Origin of the sequence: Haloprofundus marisrubri (assembly GCF_001469955.1) — an archaeon.
Taxonomy (GTDB): domain Archaea; phylum Halobacteriota; class Halobacteria; order Halobacteriales; family Haloferacaceae; genus Haloprofundus; species Haloprofundus marisrubri.
Genome location: NZ_LOPU01000018.1, coordinates 374,663 through 394,000, shown reverse-complemented (window position 1 = coordinate 394,000; position 19,338 = coordinate 374,663). Strand labels below are relative to the sequence as shown.

Genomic DNA, 19,338 nt, shown 5'->3' with positions numbered 1-19,338 from the left:
TCTTTTCTCCCTCCCGGGCATTGGTGCGGCTATGAGTAGCGACGCGAGCGTCGACCCGAAGGACACGACCAACGGCGGGCGAGAGTACGACCCCGAGGCCGAACACGCCTATCCCGACGAGAAACTGAACGAGGTGTTGCCCGAACTGCTTTCGGACCCCGAGGTGACGACGTATCTGGAAGCACAGAACGTCAACGCCGTCACGCGAAAAGGGTACAACGACCACGGGACGAAACACATCGAAATCGTTCGTAACCGTGCGCTGCGTCTGTACGACTTGCTCAAGCGCGGCGGCGTGGAGTTCAACGGCGCGCGCCAGCAGGGACTCGACGAGGCGGACGAACCCGTCATCGTGGCGCTGGCGGCGACGCTGCACGACATCGGCCACATCGTCCACCGCGACGAACACGCCTACTACTCGATACCGCTCGCGGCGGACCTCTTGGACCGCTTTCTCCCGCAGTTCTACGAGACGCCGGGCGTCGTTCGCGTGAAAGCCGAGGTGCTGCACGCCATCCTCTGTCACCACACCGAGGAGGACCCGCTGACCCGCGAGGCGGGCGTCATCCGCGTTGCCGACGCTCTCGACATGGAACGCGGCCGCTCGCGCATCCCCTACGAGAAAGGTGGCCGCGGCATCAACACGCTCTCCAGTCAAGCCATCAGCAGTGTCGCGCTCAAGGAAGGCGACGATATCCCCGTGCTCGTCGAAATCGAGATGATAAACGCGGCGGGCGTCTATCAGGTGGACAACCTCCTGAAAGCGAAGATGCGAAACTCCCTGCTCGAAGAGGATATCCGCATCGTCGCGGTCAACACGAAAGCCGACGACCAACTCGTCGAACGCATCGAACTCTAAGCGTTCGAGGAGTCACGAAACGCGTCCATCACGGTCGTTCCCCGTGTAAAACACCCGCTAAGGCGGCCGGTATGCGGTCATTTATCCGTCTCCTCACCATTTCGAATCGTAACTGTGGTATCGGTTCCGGGAAAGTCGCTGTCACTGCTCAAAAACCGGGAGTTCGCCGCGCTCGCCGGCACGGCGTTCGCCCGTAGTCAGGCGTACTCGACGGTTATCATCGCGCTGGCGCTGTACGCCGACATCTACCAGACGACGGGTATCGTCGAGGGACTGTTCGGAACCGCGTTCGCGTTCGTCCAACTGCTCATCGTTCTCCCGCTGGGTCGGAAAATCGACACCGGAAACGCCAAACACTTCTTGCTCGCGGGGTTGGCGCTCAACGTCGTCGTCTTCGGCGCGTTCATTCTGGTCGACAACGCGGTCCACGTCATCCTCGTCCGGATGTTGCAGGGTATCGGTGCGAGCCTACTCTGGATTACCGGGTCGACGGTCGTCGGCGAGATTAGCCCGGACGACGAGAGCGGCCGATGGCTCGGGTCGTACAATCAGGTCGCGGCCATCTCCAGTCTGTTCGGCGATATCGTCGGCGGCTATCTCCTCTACGCGCACGGGTTCACGCTGACGTATCTCGTGTTGAGCGGGGTGACAATCGGCGCGTTCGTGCTCGTGTTCTTCAACCTCCGCGACAACCCGGGCGGCCGGAAAGACCCCGAGGACGCGACGAGTTTGGAGACGTTCGGTGCGCTACTGAACCGCCCGCTGATTCGCGCGCTCGTGTTCTTTCGACTCTCGTTCAGCGTCGGCAAGATGGCAGTCATCATCTTCCTGCCCATCTTCGCCATCCGCGAGTTCGGCATCTCGGAGTTCGCCGTCGGGTGGATTCTCGCGGGCGGCAAACTCACGAAATCCATCTCGCAGGGCTACGTCGGCGACCTGACCGACCGCATCGGTCGGAAGCCGTACTTCGTCGCCGCCGGTGCGCTCGTCTACGGCGTCGGCACTGCGTTTATCCCCTTCGCCCTCGTCGCCGAGGGAACGCTCGAACCGGTGTACGTCGAGACGTTCGAGGGGACGATACGTCTGGGTGGGGCGTTTCTCTCGCTGTTCGCCGCGTACGCGATTCTGGGGGTCGCCGACAGCCTCCGTCTCCCGGCGAGCATGTCGCTGTTCGTCGAGGAAGGTGAGCGGTTCGACTCCGTCGCCAGCAGTATGTCGCTTCGCTCTATCTCGTGGAAAATCGGACAGGTCGCCGGGCCGCTGATGGTTGGTGCGGTCAAGGAGTTCGTCTCGACGACGGCGGCGTTTCTGTTCGCCGCCGGATTCATTCTCTTTGCGACGGGCGTGTTCGTGCTCACGTACCGTCGGATGAAACCAACCGAGACGCCGAATCCGGTCGCCGGCGACTGAGACGATTAGTTCGACGAACGCGACTCGTCGCCGGCCTCGGTCTCCGATTCGGTGTCGGTATCGTCGTCGGTCGACGGAGTTGTCGGGGCGGAAGCGGACTCTCTGGCCTCCGAGGTCGACGACTGGCGAAGTTCCCGCTCGATATCGTCGCGTCCGCGCTGGAACTCACCCATCGCCTGACCCGTCGACCGGGCGAGTTCCGGGAGCTTGTTCGCGCCGAACAGCAGGACGATGATGAGGAGGATGATGAGCAACTCGGGACCACCGGGTAACGCACCGAAGAGTACGAACGTCATTTTCGAGGGGTACAGACGTTGTGCAGTGAGATAAGCTCACCGTGACTCCGTCAGAACGGACAGTCACGAACCACATTGCGTATTTATACCCCTTGTTATCACAGGCACTCTCCCTTCGGGGAGCGACTGTGATATACGGATGGCACAGTGGAGGCTGTGCTGGTGGAACACCGTATATCGATGGAGAAAGTAAATAGACAGAGCGCACCCACAGAACCGAACGACGACGACTACACGCTGGCGGAGCAATGCGGTGACTGCGGACGTGAGACGGAACACAAAGTCGAGGTGAGCATCGTCTCGACGAGCGACGAACAGCAGACGAACCCCGAAAACCGGAAGTTCGCGCGAGTCCCGTGCCGAACTACGACGTGTTTGAGTTGTGGGACCGTCACGGAACGACTCCGACGCTGACCGTCCGTCTTTTCGTCCACTGCAGTCCGTCTCCGCGGAATTTCTGCGTCTTCGTACACTCCTTCCCGACAGAAAAAACAGTTACAGTTTGAGGGGAACTATGTCGTCGTATTGTGACGAATCCAGAGTTATCCCGCCGACGGTTCCTCGCTGCGAGCGGTGCGGTCGGTATCGGTGGACCGGTTGCCCTCACTCGGTCTTCGCGCGTCGCAGCCCGCGAGAGCGCACGCGCGGTCGACGACTCGACCGACCAGCAACAGGGGACACAACCGCAACCCGGTGCGTGGCCGATGTTTCAGAGCGACGCCGCGAACACGGGCTACCAGATAGACGGCGTCGGTCCGTCGGAAGGGGTAACCGTCCGCTGGCAGTTCACACCCGGGTCGAGACAGATTCTCGGCCGGGACGTCAGCGGTATCCTGTCGAGCCCGGCCGTCACCAGCGGAACCGTCTACATCGGTGCCAACGACGGCAACGTGTACGCGAAAGATGCCGAGAGCGGTAACATCCAGTGGCAGCACGAGGCCGGAGAGGTGCTGGCTCGGAGTCCGGCCGTCGTCGACGGCACCGTCTACGCGGGCGCGTCGACGGGCAAACAGCCGATATACGCGCTGAACGCCCAAGACGGAACCGAGCAGTGGTCGTTCGACACGATAAACACGCTCGGCCGGGCGACGAAAGGTCGCTCGCCGAGCAGTCCGACCGTCGTCGACGGCACCGTCTACGTCGGCAGCGCGGAGACGACCATCGTCGACCCACGAGGGGCGGTGTACGCACTCGATGCGGCGACCGGTAACCGAGAGTGGGTCGCCCGCGTCGAGGGTTACGTGGACGGAACGCCCGCCGTCGACGGGGAATCCGTCTACGTCGGCGGGTCGACGGGGACGGTGTACGCCTTCGACATCGACACCGGGGAGATTCAGTGGCAGTTCGAGACTAACGACGTCGTGCGGAGCAGTCCGACCGTCGTCGACGGCACCGTCTTCGTCGGGAGCAACGACACCAACGTCTACGCGATAGACGCCGAAACCGGCGAACAGCGCTGGCAGCACGTCACCCGCCGAGGCGTCCAGAGCAGTCCGAGCGTCGCCGACGGCGTCGTCTACGTCGGCAGCGACGACGGTGGTCTGTACGCACTCGACGTGATGACCGGCCGGCGACGCTGGCGCTACCCGACCGGCGGGTTCGTCCGAAGCAGTCCGACTATCGTCGGCAACACCGTCTACGTCGGCAGTTCGAGTTCGAGCGTCCACGCCGTCGACGCCGACAGCGGGCAACGTCGCTGGCGCTTCGAGACGGACGGCAACGTATTGAGTAGCCCCGCCGCCGTCGACGGCAGCCTCTACGTGGCCGCACTCGGCGGGTCGGTGTACGCGCTCTCGGGTACGTCGCCCTCCTCGTCGGTGTCGTAGGCGTCGTAGCCGTCGTCGCCGTCGTCGGTAGCGACGGTCAGGTTCGAACGCTTCGGGCCGCATCTGTTTTGTCACAGGCGCTCGCATCAGTGGCATCTATGGACGTGACACTGTTCGGAACGACGCTCACGCTCGACGAGACCGCCGTTTCTGTCTCACCCGACGAACTCCGCAGACAGGTCGCCGACTACGAATCCGGCGAGCGACAGGCGTTCGAGATGGACCTCCATCGTCCGGCCGGGTTCACCGGTGCCGTGATGGAGGCGATGGCCGAGATACCGTACGGCGAGACGCGCACGTACGGCCAACTGGCCGCGAGTCTCGACACCGCACCCGTCGCCGTCGGGCAGGCCTGCGGCCGTAATCCGCTTCCGTTAGTCGTGCCGTGTCACCGCGTCGTCGGCGCGGACTCGCTCGGCGGGTATTCGGCCGGCGGCGACGACGGCCTCGCGCTGAAACGACGGTTGCTCGACCACGAACGAGCGAACCGCTGAGTGCGTCTCGTCGACTCGAATGCCGCCGTCACGCGCGCTGTTTGCGCGTGCTGACCGTCGGCGGCGATAGATTCGAAGGCACGCCCCACGCTAGCTATTAGCACATTCGCGAAGTACTGCCGAGTATGAGCGAAGAATCCGGGCGGCGGAACCTCCGGATGCCTGCCGAGGGCGAGCAGTTCGCGCTCGTGACGGACATGCAGGGGTACGGCCGCGTCAGACTCCGCTGTAACGACGGCAAAGAACGGATGGGACGCATCCCGGGGCGGATGCGCAAGCGAATCTGGATTCGGGAGGGCGACGTCGTTCTCGTCGACCCGTGGGACTGGGAAAACGGGAAGGCCGACATCGTCTGGCGCTACGACCAGCAGGACGCCGACCAGTTGCGCGAGGAAGGCCACATCAACGTCGGGTGAGATGGAGGGAGTTGGCAGTTGACCACTGCCTCGGTGTGCACTGAATGCACAAGCACCAGCTACCTCCCCGACGCTGCGGACTTACCACGTGCGATGGTACGAGATTTCACCGACGACGACCGGAACAAACGCGTCGTAACCGCCGAAGGCAACGAAGTCGGAACGATACGCGACGTAAACGGCGACCGAGCGACCGTCGACCGCAACGACGACGACGGCGGCCTCACGGACAAAGTGAAGGACTTGCTCGGATGGGACGACGACGACTCCGACGAACTGCGAACCGACTACGTCGATTCCTACGACGACGACCAGGTCCGTCTGCGACGCTCGCGGTAAACGGAGTTCGGGGCTCTGCCGAGTCGAACCCGTTCGACCCCGATTATTTTCGCCGATACGACGCTATCACTACCGGCACGCGTTCTCACTCAGTCGTTTTCGGGAACTTCGGGGAGCTCCGGGTCACCGAACGGCGAATCAGCGTTCGAGAGCGGAGGCGAGACGTCACGCACGCCGATGGAGTCGAGAATCAGCCGGAGCGTCTGTCCCCGGTCGGCCCCGTGCGGCGCGTCGATACAGGAGAGGTGGACGAACGCGTCGTAGATGTCGCCGTCGAGTTCGTGCGACACCGAGAAGAAGCGCTGTTGGACGGTGAACTCCCCGAGTCGGAGTTCGACGACGGGGTCTTCCTCGGCGAGGTCACCGCCACAGATGTCGCAGGTGGGTTGGCCGTTGTTGTTCATGGAGCGAGAAAGCTAGGCGACGCAGAGACGAGAAGGTACGCAACGGTCCGGTATGACGAGTGTGCGCGCGAGAAACCGGTTGTCCGAATAACCGATTGTCCGGAACCGACCGGGCTCTGCCCCCGCGGTGCATCGACCCTGCTTGACTGTTATCCGGACTCGCCCGCCGACTCGCCGCGCATGTACTCGTCCATCTTCCGCGCCAGCGCCAGTGCGAACTCCTCGTCGTTGATAGCGGCGTCCATCTCGACGAGTTCGACGCTCGAACCGAGGTGTTCGCGGACCGCGTCGAACAGCGCCTCGTCGGCCTCGGGGTCGTAGAACGTCTCGCCTTCGACGTCGAGCATCGACACGCCGTTCAGGGGGAGATACACCGCGACCGGTTCCGAGTTGTCGCTCACTTTCGTGACTAGAATCTCGCCGAGTTCGGCCGTCTCTTCCGGCGTCGTCCGCATCAGCGTCACCTGCGGGTTGTGTTGGTAGAACGTCCGGTCCTCGAAGCGCTCGGGGACCGAATCCGGCGGCCCGAAGTTCACCATGTCGAGCGCCCCCACCGAGACAACGTGGGGGATACCCATCTCACCGGGGGCATCGAGGCGGTCCGGCCCGGCGTTGAGCACGCCGCCGACGAGTTCGTCGGCCCACTCGGTCGTCGTCACGTCGAGAACGCCGTCGACGACGCCCTCGCGGACGAGACTCTCCATCGCCCGGCCGCCCGACCCGGTCGCGTGAAAGACGATGGTCTCGTAGCCGTTGTCTTCGAGGTACTCCCTCGCCGTTTGGACGCAAGGAGTCGTGACACCGAACATCGTCATGGCGATAGTGGGTTTCTCTTCGACGTCGACATCGGCGTCGTTCGTGACCATCCCAGCCATCGCCAGCGCCGCGTTTGCGATGATTCGCCGCGAGAGTTGGTTCAGTCCCTCGATGTCGGCGACGGAGTACATCATCGTGATGTCTTTGAAGCCGACGTACGGTTCGATGTCGCCGGAGGCCATCGTCGACACCATCAGTTTCGGGACGCCGACGGGGAGCGCGCGCATCGCTGTCGTCGCCACCGAGGTGTTACCCGACCCGCCGAGACCGAAAATCCCCTCCAACGTCCCTTCTTCGTGGAGTCGCTCGGCGACGGCGGCGGCACCGCGGCCCATCACGTCCATCGCTTCGCCTCGGTCGCCAGCGTCTCGCAGCGACTGGAGGTCGCCGCCGCCGGCCTCGGCGACCGTTCCGGCGTCGGTGTCAGGGGACAGTTCGGGGTCGCCCATCACACCCACGTCGACGACGTGGACATCGACGCCCTGTGCTTCGAGAACGTCGCGGGCGAACGCGATTTCCTCGCCTTTCGTGTCGAGCGTCCCGACGACGACGACGCTCATGGTGGCTCACCTCCGCCGACGTCCTCTGCGTTCTCTGTGTCTGCCGTCTCCGCCGCATCGATGGACGACGGGAGTTCGCCCGGCGGCACGACCGTACAGTCGGGTAGCTCTCGAAGGTCCGCTTCCGGTCCGGGCGGTGCGTAGACGGCGAGCAACAGCAGCGGTTCCCAGCCGGTGTTGACCGTGCCGTGTTCGACCCCTTCCGGGACGAAGACGAGGTCGCCAGTTTCGATGGTCCGCGTCTCGTCGGCGAGTTCCTGCTCACCCTCGCCGCGAATCACGTACAGAATCTCGTCGCTCTCGGGGTGGGTGTGACGCTCGTGACCCTTCCCGGGTTCGAGTTTGACGACGCCGGCGCTGAAGCGTTCGGAACCGGTGACGTCGGGCGCGTTGAGGAACTTCAGGACGCCCCAGTCGAACGAGAGGCTCTCGATATCCTCGGGGGAGACGAAGCGCTCGTCGGCGCTCATAGCTCTATCTCCTTGAACTCGCGGGCTTGGTTCTCGATGGCCTCCTCCGTCGGCAGGCGTTCGATGCTGGACGCCCCGAAGAAGCCGACGACGCCCTCGGTATTTTCGAGGACGTGCGCCGCGTCGTCGGGCCACGCTATCGGGCCGCCGTGACAGATGACCATGACGTCGTCGTTCACGTCTTTGGCCGCGTCGTGAATCGCCTGAACTCGGTCGGCGGCGGTGTCGAGGTCCAGCGAGGTTTCCGCGCCGATGTCGCCGCTGGTCGTCAACCCCATGTGGGCGACGACGACGTCGGCACCGGCCTCTGCCATCTGTCGCGCTTGGTCGGTGTCGAACACGTACGGGCAGGTGAGCATCTCCTGCTCGCTCGCCTCCCGAATCATCTCGACTTCCTTGTCGTAGCCCATCCCCGTCTCCTCCAGATTCCGTCGGAACTGACTGTCCTCGTCGATGAGGCCGACCGTCGGGAAGTTCTGGACGCCGGAGAAACCGCGGCGCTTCAGGTCCTCGATGAACACGTCCATCTGGCGGAACGGGTCGGTGCCGTTGACGCCGGCGAGCACCGGCGTCTCTTCGACGACGGGAAGCACTTCGTGGCCCATCTCGACGACGATTTCGTTGGCGTCGCCGTACGGCAGCAAGCCGGCTAACGACCCCCGGCCACCCATTCGGTAGCGCCCGGAGTTGTAGATGATGAGCAGGTCGATGCCGCCGCGTTCGGCGAACTTCGCGGAGATTCCCGTGCCAGCGCCCGCGCCGATGATAGCGTCGCCCTCGTCGACAGTCCCGCGCAGTTCGTCGAGTGCTTCGTCACGCGTGAATCGGTTTGACATGACGTGATAAGGTATTGCAAGGAGCGATAAATAATGATAGATAAGTAATAACTGTCTCGAACGTTTCGGGCCGGTGCAAGATGGGGCGGCGGCGGTTCCGCAGACGACACCGGAGTACGACTATAGGTACAGCGACCGAACACCCAGTCGATGCGCAGCGCAGCATTCACCGAACTCGTCGGTCCCGAGGGGGTCAGCATCGTCGATGAACCGACGCCCGAACCGGGGCGAGGCGAGGCCGTCGTCGACGTCGAAGCGTGCGCTATCAACCGACACGACCTCTGGATTCTCGAAGGCGACTCCGCGATGGTCGATACTGGCGACCTCCCGTTCGTCAGCGGCCTCGACGTCGCGGGCGTCGTCTCCGCCGTCGCCGACGACGTGACCGACATCGAACCGGGCGACCGGGTGCTTCTCTGTCCGAACGAAACCTGTGGCGTCTGTCGGTTCTGCCGCGAAGGACCCGAGAACCTCTGTGAGCAGTTCTCGCTGTATCACGGTGGACTCGCGGAGTCGGCCGTCGTCGCCGCAGACCGACTCGTCGCGCTTCCCGACGGCGTCGACGCGACCACGGCGGCGGCGCTTCCGACCGCCTACATGACCGCCTATCATATGCTCCGGCGCGCCGAGGTCGAAGCCGGTGATTTGGTGTTCGTTCCGGGTGTGACCGGCGGGGTCGGCGTCGCGGGCGTCCAACTGGCGGAGATACTCGGTTCGAGAACCGTCGGCACGTCCTCGTCGGCGGCGAAACTCGAAGAGATAGAGACGTTGGGCCTCGATTACGCCGTCGAAGGGACCGACCCCGACGAGATTCGCACGGCCGTCGAAGCGATTGGGACACCTGATGCGGTACTCAACCACCTCGGCGGGCCGTACACCGGTCTCGGGTTGAACCTCCTTCGTCGCGGCGGACGAATGGTCGTCTGCGGTCGGACCGCAGGCGGTCGCTCCGAAATCGATATTCCGGACCTGTTTCTCGGCCACAAGCGAGTCATCGGGAGTACGATGGGAACCCAACAGGACCTCGAACGGTTGGTCGGCCTCGTCGCCGACGGGTCGCTCTCGCCGGAGATTCACGCGACGTACCCGCTGGAAGCGACCGGCGAGGCGTTCGCCGCGATGCAGGCGGGCGACCACGTCGGCAAACTCGTCGTGACGAACTGAAAGACGTGACCGGCGCAGTCGACATACCGACAGTCGTTCGATTTCGACGGGGGCGCATCTTCACCCGCGGAGTCGACAGTCTCTCGAAACTTCGGTAATCGGACCAGAACGGCCATTCAGACGGCGAAGAGACGTTTCGGTGTAGCATGTCTCGACACGACGAATCAGAAGTGAAAGCGAACGTAGCGAGCCGTTTCGACCGCCGCGGATTTCTGAAGACGAGCGCCGCAGTCGCAGCGGCGGCCGCGACCGTTCCAGCGCTGAGTGGCGTCGCCGCGGCGCACTTTCCGGTGGAACTCGATATCGACGTTCAACCGGGCAACGATGACAACTTCGTCGACCTGAACGAGCACGAATACGTCTCGGTCGCAGTCCACCGCTCGGTGTTTCTGAACGGAGACGGCGAGCGCGAGACGTTCGACCCGACCGAACGCGAGGTCGCGTACCGACTCGGCTCTCGAACTGCGCTCGACGATGGCGCGGGCGCTCGTCCGACCGAGAACGGTGAGGTGACGGAGACGACGACCGGCCACGGTGAGGCGGCGGAGACGACGGAGAGCCTCGTTCTGTCGTTCCCGGTCGCGGAGACGGGACTGGAGACGGGCGACGATACCGTCTGGCTCTACTGGGAACGCGACGACTCCGGCGAACACGGCTACGCCGGCGTGGACACGGTTTCGGTGTACGGTGGAACGCCACCGGCGGACGAGTTGGTCGGACTCCTCCGGCGGTTGCTCCGAGGCTGAAACCGGGTCGGAGAAGTCCGGTCTATCCGCTCCTCGTTCGTGGGTTCGAGAAGAATGCGCCGGCCGGGAGTTCACCGAGTGAAGCGAGGTGAACGACGACGGGACGCAGCCTCGTCGGGACCGAGCAAACTGAAGGTTTGCGAGGGTCGGGCCGCGCGCGACCGAAGGGAGTGCGCCGACCGGGATTTGAACCGCCTGAACTTCGCTCACTCCGCTCGCTCGTTCCGTGCTTCAAATCCCTCAGAGTCGCATTCTCTCTCACAGACTCACTCGTCGCTGACGCTCCTCGTTCGTGGGTTCGAGAAGAATGCGCCGGCCGGGATTTGAACCCGGGCCATGAGCTTGGAAGGCTCAGGTCCTGCCACTAGACCACCGGCGCTCACTGTGTTCGCGCCGTACTTCGGAATCCGTCGGATTCCTCAACACCGGCGCTCACTCGCTACCGCTCGTTCACGCCGAGCCTCGACCTCACTTCGTTCGGTCGAGACACCGGCGCTCACACGAAATCGAATCGCGTGGAGCGTAGCGTCATACGTCGATTCAGCATCCGGGAATAAGGGTGTTACTCTTCGCGTCCGCCGCGCGACAAGCGATAACAAGGGGCCAGAATCCGCTTACGCGCCGCTCGAACAGTTGTACACCAGCAGTTCGCGCTGTGTCGTCGGCTCGGGTCCGTCGAACCGTGTCGGCTGTTCGACGTACGAGAGCGTAATATTCGTCAATTTCTCGTCGTGGGTTCGGTTCCAGCGACTACAGAGATAGCTCGCGAACGCGCGCCGGGAGCGGTCGTCGTCACTGTAGCGAAAGCCTTCCATGTACTTTCGCCAGCGCGCACTCGGATACATCTCCCACGTCCCCGGTCGCTGTTCGACCGGCGAGGAGAGGTAGTACGCGTCGACTCGTTCGCCAGATTGGAGTTCGCCGGGGGCGACGTACCACCAGTCGGCCGTCGGCGGGTGCGGCGCGAACATGTTCCACGTGTTGTCCGCCGGGTTTACTGCCGGGTCGTCGCCGCCGGGCGGCGAAACCAGACCCACGGCCATGGCGTTCCAGACGAGAATCGCCGCCAGCAACACCGCCACGACGACCCGAGCGGTCCGGCGAGTCCAGCGCCGAAGCGCGGTCAGACGCGACCCGAGTGAGGCGGTCGGCGTAGAGCGGCGGCGGAGTTGGTCGAGACGTGAGGCGAGGCCGAGACGCCCCGCCATGCGCACGACCGGACCCGAGAACCGCGCGGTCAGCCAGTCCCACGCCGGCGACGGCAGGAACACGAGTAGCGCCGTTATCGAGATGAGGGGGAAGATGCCGATTCGCATCGTCAGCAACATCCCGAGATGCATCCCGACGAACAGGGAGACGAGAACAGTCCGAAGGCGGCCCGAAAAGACGAGCAACAGCGGCGAGGCGATAACCAACCCCAACCAGAGCAGGTCGACCGCGTGCAGCAGCGCCGGGTACTGCGCCACCGTGTCGGCGAACAGAATCGTGAACTGTTCGAGGCTCAGCACGTAGCGGACCGCCTCGCCGTCGAGCCAGAGGTCGCCTCTGAGTTTGAACACCGCGTTGACGGCGTACACGAGGACGACCTGAATCAGCAGCGCCGCGGAGGCGAGACTCGCTACTCGCTTTGCTTGCGGTTTCGGCGAACCCGAGCGTCGAAGCGCGTCGACCGACCAACGTTCCCCGAGGGGGAGAAAGAGGCTCCAAAACAGGAGTCGCCGAAGCACGGAGTCGCCGCCGTTGAGCACGCCGAGGTTGCGCGCGTGCAGCGAAACGAGCAGCAGAAACGACAGCAGCAAGGCGAGACGAGTGCGGTAGCCGACCAATAGCGCCACCCCACAGAGTCCGGCAACGAGGAACAACAGCGCCTGAAACCAGAGGTCACCGGAGAGTGCGTGGAGCGAGAGATGTGAGACTATCGGGTACAGTTCGGCGTGAAGCACCAGCGGGAACACCCCGGCGTCGGTGTAGAACGCTTCGAGGTGGCGCGCGCGGAGCGCCAAATCGACGACCAACAGCAGTCCGAGCGAGATGCGAAAGAGGGCCAGTGCTCGCGTATCGATGCCGAAACGCGCCGCGAGCGCCGACCCGACGCGAGCGCGAACGCTCGCTGTGAGAGGAGGGCTGTTCGAGTCGCTCATCGGCTGAGAGTTACGAGCGGTCGCACTCTTCAATCATTCCATCGGACCCGCAGCCGAAAACGGCGTTCGCCGCGCAGAGACTGCGCGAGAGATATCAGCGCCAGCGACTTAGACGCTCAGTCGTCGTCCGCGGCCGGTGCGCGTGCTTCTTCGAACGCCTTCGCGGCGTCGCGGACGCGTGCGCCGAGTCCGGGGACTTCGTCGAGTTCGACGGGGCCGTTCTCGCGGACGTCGTCGAGACTCCGGGGGAACTCGCGGAGGTCGTAGTGGACGCCGATACCGGCTTTCGCACCCTCGCCCATGGCGACGGGAATCTGGTTGTGGCCGGGCGTGATGTCGCCGACGGCGACGACGCCCTCGACGCTCGCGCGGCCGTGGTCGTCGACGGCGATGGTGCCGTCGTCGTTGAGCTCACAGCCGAGCTGTTCGGCGAGGTCGGTGTTGTAGTTCGAGCCGTACATCGGGAACCCGCCGCGATACTCGCGGAACTCGCCGTCGTCGAACTCGAAGCCTTCGAGCCACCCGTCGTCGCCCTTCTGCATCGCCGTAATCTCGGCGTCGACGATGTCGACCGGATGCGCTCGGAGGCGCTCGTCGGTCTCGTCGCTCCACTCGGGGTCGTCGCCGCGGAGCAGCAGGTCGACCTCGTCGGTGAAGTTGAGCATAATCATCGCCACGTGGGCGGCGCTCTCGCCGGTGCCCATCACGAACACCGGCCGGTCGATGAACATGTAGGCGTCGCAGTGCAGACACCAGTGCAGGCCCTTCCCGGTGCGTGGCAGCGGCGGGTCCGGGCGAACGTCCGAAAAGCCGGTTGCGAGCACGACCCGACGAGTGAGGAACTCCCCCTCGTTGCCGACGAGGTGGATGCGGCCGTCGTCGGTGCGTTCGGCTTCGGTCACGAGGTCGCGGTGGAACTCCGCGCCGTACTCTTTGACCTGCTCGCGTGCGGTCTCCAGAAACTCGTTGCCCGAGACGTCCTCGGTGACGCCGATGACGTTGTGGGTGTCGAGCATCATCGCGGCGCGGCCGCCGCCTCGGTCGACGACTGCGGTGTCGTGTCCGAGACGCGTCGTGTACAGTGCCGTCGAGAGGCCGGCGGGGCCGCCGCCGACGACGACTACGTCGTACTCTTCGGGGTCGTCGGCCGCTGGGGTCTCACTCATTGTCCCACGTTTGGAACGGCCGCCGCTTAAGAATGTAGCTCGCGTGCAGTCGTCGCGCCCGCCCGCGAAGGAGTGACACGGGTCGCTGAAGCAGCGTTCATCCGGTCACCGAGGCTCACTCCACGACGGCGTAACAGTTCCCGCTGGAGACGAACACGTCGACGGGCGTGAGTTCGCTCGAATCGAGGTCGACACGGAACTCCGCGGGGTCGTAGATGTGGTAGAACCGAGGGACTCGTTCGCCGCCCGGGAGCGTCCAGTCGACCGTCGTGTCGAAGCCCTCGGTCTCGTCGAACGTGCTGTGTTCGGTGCTCCACGCGCTGACGAGCGCGCGGCCGCCGGGTCGGAGCACCCGTGCCAGTTCGTCGAGGCTATCGACGCGCGCCTCCCGGGACGTGAGGTGATGCAGCGTGGCGACGTACACCGCGAGGTCGAACGTCTCGTCGCAAAAAGGGAGACGGGCAGCGTCGCCGTGGACGAGTGAGACGTCGAAATCGCGTTCGGTGGCTCGCTTTCGGGCCTCGCGGAGGAGTTCTCGACTGACGTCGAGGCCGACGACGCTCGCGGCGTGTTCCGACAGCAACTCGCAGTGGCGGCCGTTCGCACAACCGAGGTCCAGCGCTCGCGTGGCCTGCTCGTCGTCCGTCGCGTCGGCGACGAACGACTTCACCTCGGGCCACGGGTACTCGCGGGTCGACGCGAAATGTTCGGCGATAGCGTCGTAGGTCGCACGGGGGTCGTCGCTCGGAGGTGGAGCGTCGTCGCTCGTCCGCGAGTCGCCACTCGTTCGTGGTGAGTCGCCTGCACGCGGCGGGTCGCCGTCCATGACCAGAAGTTCGTCGGGGAAGATAAACCAGCTACGACCCGCGACGGCGAGTGTCCGAAGTCGGTCTCACATCACGAGGAACGCGAGCGAGGTCAGTGCGAGCAACACGGCGACGTGTTTGACGCCGTCGATGGGCGTCCCCTCGCCGAGTTGTCCGGCGACGACGCCGGAACAGACCGCGTGGATGGCGCACATGTGGTACAGCGTGAGGGTGTACAGTTCGACGGCAACATCCGAAAACCCGATGAGCCCCGCCGGTCCGCCGGAAGCGACGCCGGCATCGGGTGCGGCCGCCTGCGCCTCCTGAACCGCCGGGACGAACGCGAGCGTGAGTGCGCCGACGATAGCGAGGAAGACGAAAAACGAGATGTAGATGACCATCTGGTAGGTGAGCATCTCCTGGCGTCGTTCCTCGCGGAGACGCTGGGTCGCCTCGGCCTCGTCGGCGGCGATGCGGAGTACCGGACCCAAGTCGCCGCTGGCGCGCGTAGCGTTGGCGACGAGCGCCGTCGCCCGCGTCACCATCCCCGAGTCGACGCGGCGGTCGAACCGCGCCAGCGCCGTCTCCACGTCCGCACCCCACTCGATATCCCGCCAGAGCCGTTTGACCTCCGGCGTGAGCGCACCCAAGTCGCTGTTGGCAACCCGCTCGAAGCTCTCGACGACTGTCAGTCCCGCCTCGTTGACGCTCGCCAGACGGTCGAGGAAGTCGGGGACAGCCGCTTCGTACGCACGAATGCGTCGCTTGCGGAGTTCGTGGACGAGTGCGACGCCGCCGATGGCGACGGTACTCGCCTCGACGAACGGTGCATCCAGCGCCATGACGATACCGACGGGGTCGCCGAACCCGGACACCGCCGAGAGGTCGACGCGAACGCCGAACCAAAGCAGCGCGAGCGGCACGCTGAACAGTAGCGCCCGGACCGGGCGGTCGAGAAGCGCGCCGTACGGGTCCGACAGCGTCCGCCGAATCGGTCGGAGTCGGTCGTGAATCCGCAACCGTTCCCAGTCGGCCAACCACCGGTCAAGCGTCGAGTCGGTCGCTGTGGATGCGGACGCCGACGCTTCGACCATCGTCGCGCCGCCGTCGGCGACGACGTTCGTCGGGCCGTCGCCGTCGTCGGGGTCGAGGCGGTTCGACGGGGGCCGGTACGACTGCGTGAGGCTGTCGACGTAGACGACGTAGCCAAAAGTCGCCAGCGGGATGCCGAGGTAGACGATAATCCGGAGAACCGGGAGCGTGTCGCTCAACACGAGGCCGATGACGACGAGGATGGTGACGAACAGCAGCGGGCCGACGACCAGAAGCGAGACGTACGCCTCCGCGAACGTCGCCAGCAGTTCGAGATATCGCAGTTGTTGGGACTCGGCTTTCGTCTCGTAGCGTTCGTACTGGTCGCGCAGGAAACCCGAGAGGTTTCGGCCGCTGCCGAGCACGCTCGCGAGGTTCTCGGTGAACTCCGCGAGGTCCTCGCTGGGCGTCCGGCGGGCGGTCCGCGACAGCGCCGTCAGTACGTCGATACCGAACGTCTCCATCTCGCGGACGGCGACGCCGACTTCGGCCGCCGCCTCGCCGTAGACGCCCTCGTTGTCGGCGAGCGTCGACAGCACAGTCGGAAACGCCGTGCCGCTTCTCGACAGCGCGTAGGTGAACGCGACGGTTCGCGGGAGCGAGGCGTCGATACGGTTCGAGCGGGTGCGCGCCGTCGCGGCGTGACGGTACCAGCGGAGCCAGTAACAGCCACCGCCGAACGAGGCGGCGAACACGCCGCCGAAGAGGAGGAGCACCGAGAACCGCGCCCAGTGTCGAATCGACCCCGAGGCATCGACGAACGCCGTTCCGGCGAGCGTCTCCGCCGATTCGAGCGCGAAGATGGAGAGGAGACCGAGCGCCGCACCCAGAGACGCCCCGACCAGCGCCAGAACGGCCGAGAAGAGTAGCGTCCGCGCGGCGTGAGTGTGGTGCGTCTCGGCGACGTGAGCGGCCCGGAGTCGGTCGACCTGCCGGGCTTTTCGGGGACCGTCGTCGGCGACGAACTCGCCGAAGACGAGCGTCGCCGCGCGAGTGAAAACGCGGTTCGTCGGCGCGTGGACGAGCGAGAGACAGAGCGGGACGCAGAGGAGTACCGAAAACGCAATCGCAAGCGCGACGCCGACGACGAAAATCACTGTGTTTCCTCGTCACTTGGCGGCGTAACGGACTCGTCTGTGACTCGTGCCATCGCCGCCTCGGGGTCGGCGTAGTACTGGTCGACGAGTGCGGTGAACCGGCGGAAGTCCGAGATTCCCCGTTCGCGGAGCGTGTCGAGGAATCGCTTTCGCCGGTCGAGTTCGCGCAGCAGCGTCGACCGACTCCAGCCGCGCTCGGTCTGAATCTCGTCGAGCAGGTCGCTGTCGTGGCGCGAGAACTCGTCGTCGCCGGCGTTCCACGAAAAGGACGCGGAGTAGTCGAGTTCGCCCGTCCGCTGGTCGATGCCCCCGAGTTCGCCGATGACTTTCGAGCGCCGAACCCGCTCGCCGTCGAAGCGGGTGAGCGTCTGTATCGAGAGGATGTCGAGCGACTGCACCATCGCCCGCGGCACGTTGATGGGTTCGTTCTCCAGTCGGTTGATGACCGTCTCGATGCTGTCGGCGTGCATCGTCGAGAAGGTCGTGTGACCGGTGTTCATCGCCTGAAAGAGGGTGACGGCTTCTTGCCCTCTGACCTCGCCGACGAGGATGTACTCGGGGCGGTGTCTCAGCGCCGAGCGCAGTAGGTCGTACATGTCCACGTCCGCGCCCTCGTGGCGTCGCTCGCGCGTGACGCCCGAGAGCCAGTTGTCGTGGTGTAGCGAGAGTTCGCGGGTGTCCTCGATGGAGAGCACCTTCGCTCGCGGCGGGATGAACATCGAGACGGCGTTCATCGAGGTGGTTTTTCCCGATGCCGTGCCGCCGGCGAAGACGAGCGACTTGTTGTGTTCGATACAGAGCCACAGATACGCCATCTGGTCGACGCTAAACGTTCCGAACTCGACGAGGTCGATGGGCGTGAACGGCTCGTCGGCGTACTGGCGGATGGTGAACGCCGACCCGCGCGGGGTGACCTCCTCGCCGAGGGCGAGTTCCGCCCGAGAGCCGTCGGGCAGCGTCGTCTCGACGATGGGGTCGCCGACGGAGATGTGGCGGCCCGACTGCTGGGCGAGGCGGACGACGAAGTTGTCGAGTTCCTCGCGGCCGAAACTGATGTTTGTCGCAATGTCGGCGTAGTCGTCGTGGTAGGCGAACAGCGGGACGCCGTAGCCGTCACAGGAGATGTCCTCGATGCGCGAGTCGGCCAACAACGGGTCGATACGGCCGAAGCCGCGGAAGTTGCGGTGGAGGTAGTACAGGAGCGTGTGGAAGCTCTCGGGGTCCGGCGCGACGCCGTACGATTCGAGCAGCGACCTGAGCGACTCCGCCAGCGGGTCGGTATCGAGCGCCGCGTCCGCGCTGTCGGCGGCGCTCACGGCGTCGTCGCCGAACAGCAGCGGTTCGCGGATATCGCTCGACACGCGGCCGAGCAACTGTCGCTCGAAGGAGTCGAGGTCCGGTTCGACCGTGTGGTAGCGGTGGGCGCTCTCGTCGGCGTCGTGCGTGACGACGACGTAGGCGTAGGGTGCGTTCACCCAGTAGCGGTCGACCTCCTCGTGGCCGCTCGGTGGGTCGAACGCCGAGAGTGGCCCGTCGTCACGTGGCCGGAGCGGGCGGACGGAGACGTCCACGCCGCGCAGAAGTTCGAGCGTTCGTTCCGCGCGCTGGCGAAGAACGTCGAAGCGCGTCGGTTGGTCGTCTGAAGCTGTCGAATCGTTTGACACTCTGTTCCTCCGAAGTTCAGCGCGACGATTCCGGCGCGGGGGTCTTAAATCTGGGCGTCCGCGGAGTGCGGGCGCGTGACGACGAGAACGTATCGGCGGTGTTGTCAGCACGGTGACCGTCTTCGTCGCCCCGCTAGCGTGGGGAGTCGTCACCGAGCGACGAAGTGTTCGAGCGTTCGGGATTCGGGGTGTCGGCGTTACGTTCATACCGCCTCGAACCGAAGTGCCCGCTATCGAATGAGGCGGGATTACTTCGAACTGGCAGTCGAACACATCGACTGGGTCGAAACGGACGACGCACCCGAGAAGCCGACGGTGAAAATCGACTTCTACGGGCCTGCAGAGCTCCTCCAGCAGCGGCTCTCGGACGTCGACGGCGCACTCCTCGACGCGAAGCAGACCGACGTCGCGTTTCGACTTCAGGAACCGCTGGACGAGAACCCGGAAGCACCCGGCGTCGTCAGCGTGACCAACCGCATCACCGGCGACTTCGTCCTCGAACTGAACGAGGACGCCGACGACGTGCTGAAGTTCATCCGGGCCGCCCGCGAGTACGGCGAGGCGTCCGGCGACGACGACGGCCAGTACCGAGTCGAACTGTACATCGAAGGTGAACCGCTCGTCACCTACGAGAAGACGACGTTCCTCGTCTACAACGCCGATGGCGACCTGTTACGACGGCAGAGTCTCATCCCCTCGGGCGTCGAACTCTGATTTTTTCGGCGGGGCCGGTCAG

General features: G+C 64.8%; 20 protein-coding genes and 1 tRNA gene. 10 read left to right on the top strand and 11 right to left on the bottom strand.

Going from position 1 to position 19,338, the window contains the following annotated elements; translation table 11 throughout:
- Positions 1 to 31 precede the first annotated feature (31 nt).
- Together AUR64_RS07725 and AUR64_RS07720 are read left to right on the top strand one after the other, a co-directional pair.
- Positions 32 to 859 carry an HD domain-containing protein gene (locus tag AUR64_RS07725; RefSeq protein ID WP_058581352.1) on the top strand — a complete coding sequence of 276 codons (828 nt, stop codon included), beginning with the start codon at positions 32 to 34 and terminating at the stop codon, positions 857 to 859.
- Positions 860 to 973: 114 nt separating this feature from the next.
- Positions 974 to 2,269, top strand: coding sequence for an MFS transporter (locus AUR64_RS07720; protein WP_058581351.1), 1,296 nt, complete (start codon positions 974 to 976; stop codon positions 2,267 to 2,269).
- 5 nt (positions 2,270 to 2,274) lie between these two features.
- Here AUR64_RS07720 and AUR64_RS07715 read toward each other — a convergent pair whose 3' ends face one another.
- On the bottom strand, positions 2,275 to 2,565 hold the full coding sequence (locus AUR64_RS07715) for a Sec-independent protein translocase subunit TatA/TatB (protein WP_058581350.1): 291 nt from the start codon (positions 2,563 to 2,565) through the stop codon (positions 2,275 to 2,277).
- A 180-nt stretch (positions 2,566 to 2,745) separates the two neighbouring features.
- On the opposite strand from AUR64_RS07715, the gene AUR64_RS21430 reads away from it, so the two are divergent.
- The 5 genes from AUR64_RS21430 (at position 2,746) to AUR64_RS07690 (ending at position 5,640) form a co-directional block, all read left to right on the top strand.
- Positions 2,746 to 2,979: a DUF7835 family putative zinc beta-ribbon protein gene (locus AUR64_RS21430; RefSeq protein ID WP_058581349.1), complete on the top strand. Its 234-nt coding sequence runs from the start codon at positions 2,746 to 2,748 to the stop codon at positions 2,977 to 2,979.
- A 113-nt stretch (positions 2,980 to 3,092) separates the two neighbouring features.
- Positions 3,093 to 4,391, top strand: coding sequence for an outer membrane protein assembly factor BamB family protein (locus tag AUR64_RS07705; RefSeq protein WP_058581348.1), 1,299 nt, complete (start codon positions 3,093 to 3,095; stop codon positions 4,389 to 4,391).
- A gap of 98 nt (positions 4,392 to 4,489) precedes the next feature.
- Entirely contained in the window at positions 4,490 to 4,885 is a 396-nt protein-coding gene (locus AUR64_RS07700) for a methylated-DNA--[protein]-cysteine S-methyltransferase (RefSeq protein ID WP_058581347.1), read from the top strand.
- A gap of 125 nt (positions 4,886 to 5,010) precedes the next feature.
- Positions 5,011 to 5,301, top strand: coding sequence for a translation initiation factor eIF-1A (eif1A, locus tag AUR64_RS07695; RefSeq protein WP_058581346.1), 291 nt, complete (start codon positions 5,011 to 5,013; stop codon positions 5,299 to 5,301).
- Positions 5,302 to 5,394: 93 nt separating this feature from the next.
- Positions 5,395 to 5,640, top strand: coding sequence for a hypothetical protein (locus AUR64_RS07690; RefSeq protein WP_058581345.1), 246 nt, complete (start codon positions 5,395 to 5,397; stop codon positions 5,638 to 5,640).
- Positions 5,641 to 5,729: 89 nt separating this feature from the next.
- On the opposite strand, the gene AUR64_RS07685 is transcribed toward AUR64_RS07690, so the two are convergent.
- The 4 genes from AUR64_RS07685 to AUR64_RS07670 all read right to left on the bottom strand — a co-directional run bounded on the left by AUR64_RS07685 (position 5,730) and on the right by AUR64_RS07670 (position 8,726).
- The gene (locus AUR64_RS07685; protein ID WP_058581344.1) at positions 5,730 to 6,044 is read right to left on the bottom strand and encodes a hypothetical protein; all 315 of its coding nucleotides are present in this window, start codon (positions 6,042 to 6,044) and stop codon (positions 5,730 to 5,732) included.
- A gap of 149 nt (positions 6,045 to 6,193) precedes the next feature.
- Entirely contained in the window at positions 6,194 to 7,420 is a 1,227-nt protein-coding gene (locus AUR64_RS07680) for a Tm-1-like ATP-binding domain-containing protein (protein WP_058581343.1), read from the bottom strand.
- The gene (locus tag AUR64_RS07675; protein ID WP_058581342.1) at positions 7,417 to 7,890 is read right to left on the bottom strand and encodes a cupin domain-containing protein; all 474 of its coding nucleotides are present in this window, start codon (positions 7,888 to 7,890) and stop codon (positions 7,417 to 7,419) included. Before AUR64_RS07675 ends, AUR64_RS07680 begins: the two co-directional genes overlap by 4 nt.
- The gene (locus tag AUR64_RS07670) at positions 7,887 to 8,726 is read right to left on the bottom strand and encodes a phosphoenolpyruvate hydrolase family protein (RefSeq protein WP_058581341.1); all 840 of its coding nucleotides are present in this window, start codon (positions 8,724 to 8,726) and stop codon (positions 7,887 to 7,889) included. The genes AUR64_RS07675 and AUR64_RS07670 overlap by 4 nt, the downstream gene beginning before the upstream one ends.
- A 150-nt stretch (positions 8,727 to 8,876) precedes the next feature.
- Between AUR64_RS07670 and AUR64_RS07665 the strand changes: the two genes are divergently transcribed.
- Together AUR64_RS07665 and AUR64_RS07660 are read left to right on the top strand one after the other, a co-directional pair.
- On the top strand, positions 8,877 to 9,890 hold the full coding sequence (locus AUR64_RS07665; RefSeq protein WP_058581340.1) for an alcohol dehydrogenase catalytic domain-containing protein: 1,014 nt from the start codon (positions 8,877 to 8,879) through the stop codon (positions 9,888 to 9,890).
- A 146-nt stretch (positions 9,891 to 10,036) separates the two neighbouring features.
- Complete coding sequence (locus tag AUR64_RS07660; protein ID WP_082230657.1) at positions 10,037 to 10,636, top strand: twin-arginine translocation signal domain-containing protein; 600 nt, start codon at positions 10,037 to 10,039, stop codon at positions 10,634 to 10,636.
- Between the two features lie 308 nt (positions 10,637 to 10,944).
- On the opposite strand, the gene AUR64_RS07655 is transcribed toward AUR64_RS07660, so the two are convergent.
- The 6 genes from AUR64_RS07655 to AUR64_RS07630 form a co-directional block, all read right to left on the bottom strand.
- Positions 10,945 to 11,015, bottom strand: a tRNA-Gly gene (locus tag AUR64_RS07655).
- Between the two features lie 235 nt (positions 11,016 to 11,250).
- Positions 11,251 to 12,777 (bottom strand): HTTM domain-containing protein, encoded by a 1,527-nt coding sequence (locus AUR64_RS07650; protein ID WP_058581339.1) that lies wholly within the window; start codon positions 12,775 to 12,777, stop codon positions 11,251 to 11,253.
- A 116-nt stretch (positions 12,778 to 12,893) separates the two neighbouring features.
- Positions 12,894 to 13,943 carry an NAD(P)/FAD-dependent oxidoreductase gene (locus AUR64_RS07645; protein ID WP_058581338.1) on the bottom strand — a complete coding sequence of 350 codons (1,050 nt, stop codon included), beginning with the start codon at positions 13,941 to 13,943 and terminating at the stop codon, positions 12,894 to 12,896.
- A gap of 115 nt (positions 13,944 to 14,058) precedes the next feature.
- Positions 14,059 to 14,769, bottom strand: a complete 711-nt coding sequence (locus AUR64_RS07640) for a class I SAM-dependent methyltransferase (protein ID WP_082230655.1) — start codon at positions 14,767 to 14,769, stop codon at positions 14,059 to 14,061.
- Positions 14,770 to 14,835: 66 nt separating this feature from the next.
- Positions 14,836 to 16,938, bottom strand: a complete 2,103-nt coding sequence (locus AUR64_RS07635) for a type II secretion system F family protein (RefSeq protein ID WP_155120547.1) — start codon at positions 16,936 to 16,938, stop codon at positions 14,836 to 14,838.
- Positions 16,935 to 18,602 (bottom strand): type II/IV secretion system ATPase subunit, encoded by a 1,668-nt coding sequence (locus AUR64_RS07630; protein WP_058581337.1) that lies wholly within the window; start codon positions 18,600 to 18,602, stop codon positions 16,935 to 16,937. Before AUR64_RS07630 ends, AUR64_RS07635 begins: the two co-directional genes overlap by 4 nt.
- 237 nt (positions 18,603 to 18,839) lie before the next feature.
- Here AUR64_RS07630 and AUR64_RS07625 point away from each other — a divergent pair, with 237 nt between their 5' ends.
- Entirely contained in the window at positions 18,840 to 19,316 is a 477-nt protein-coding gene (locus AUR64_RS07625) for a DUF5793 family protein (RefSeq protein ID WP_058581336.1), read from the top strand.
- Positions 19,317 to 19,338 lie beyond the last annotated feature (22 nt).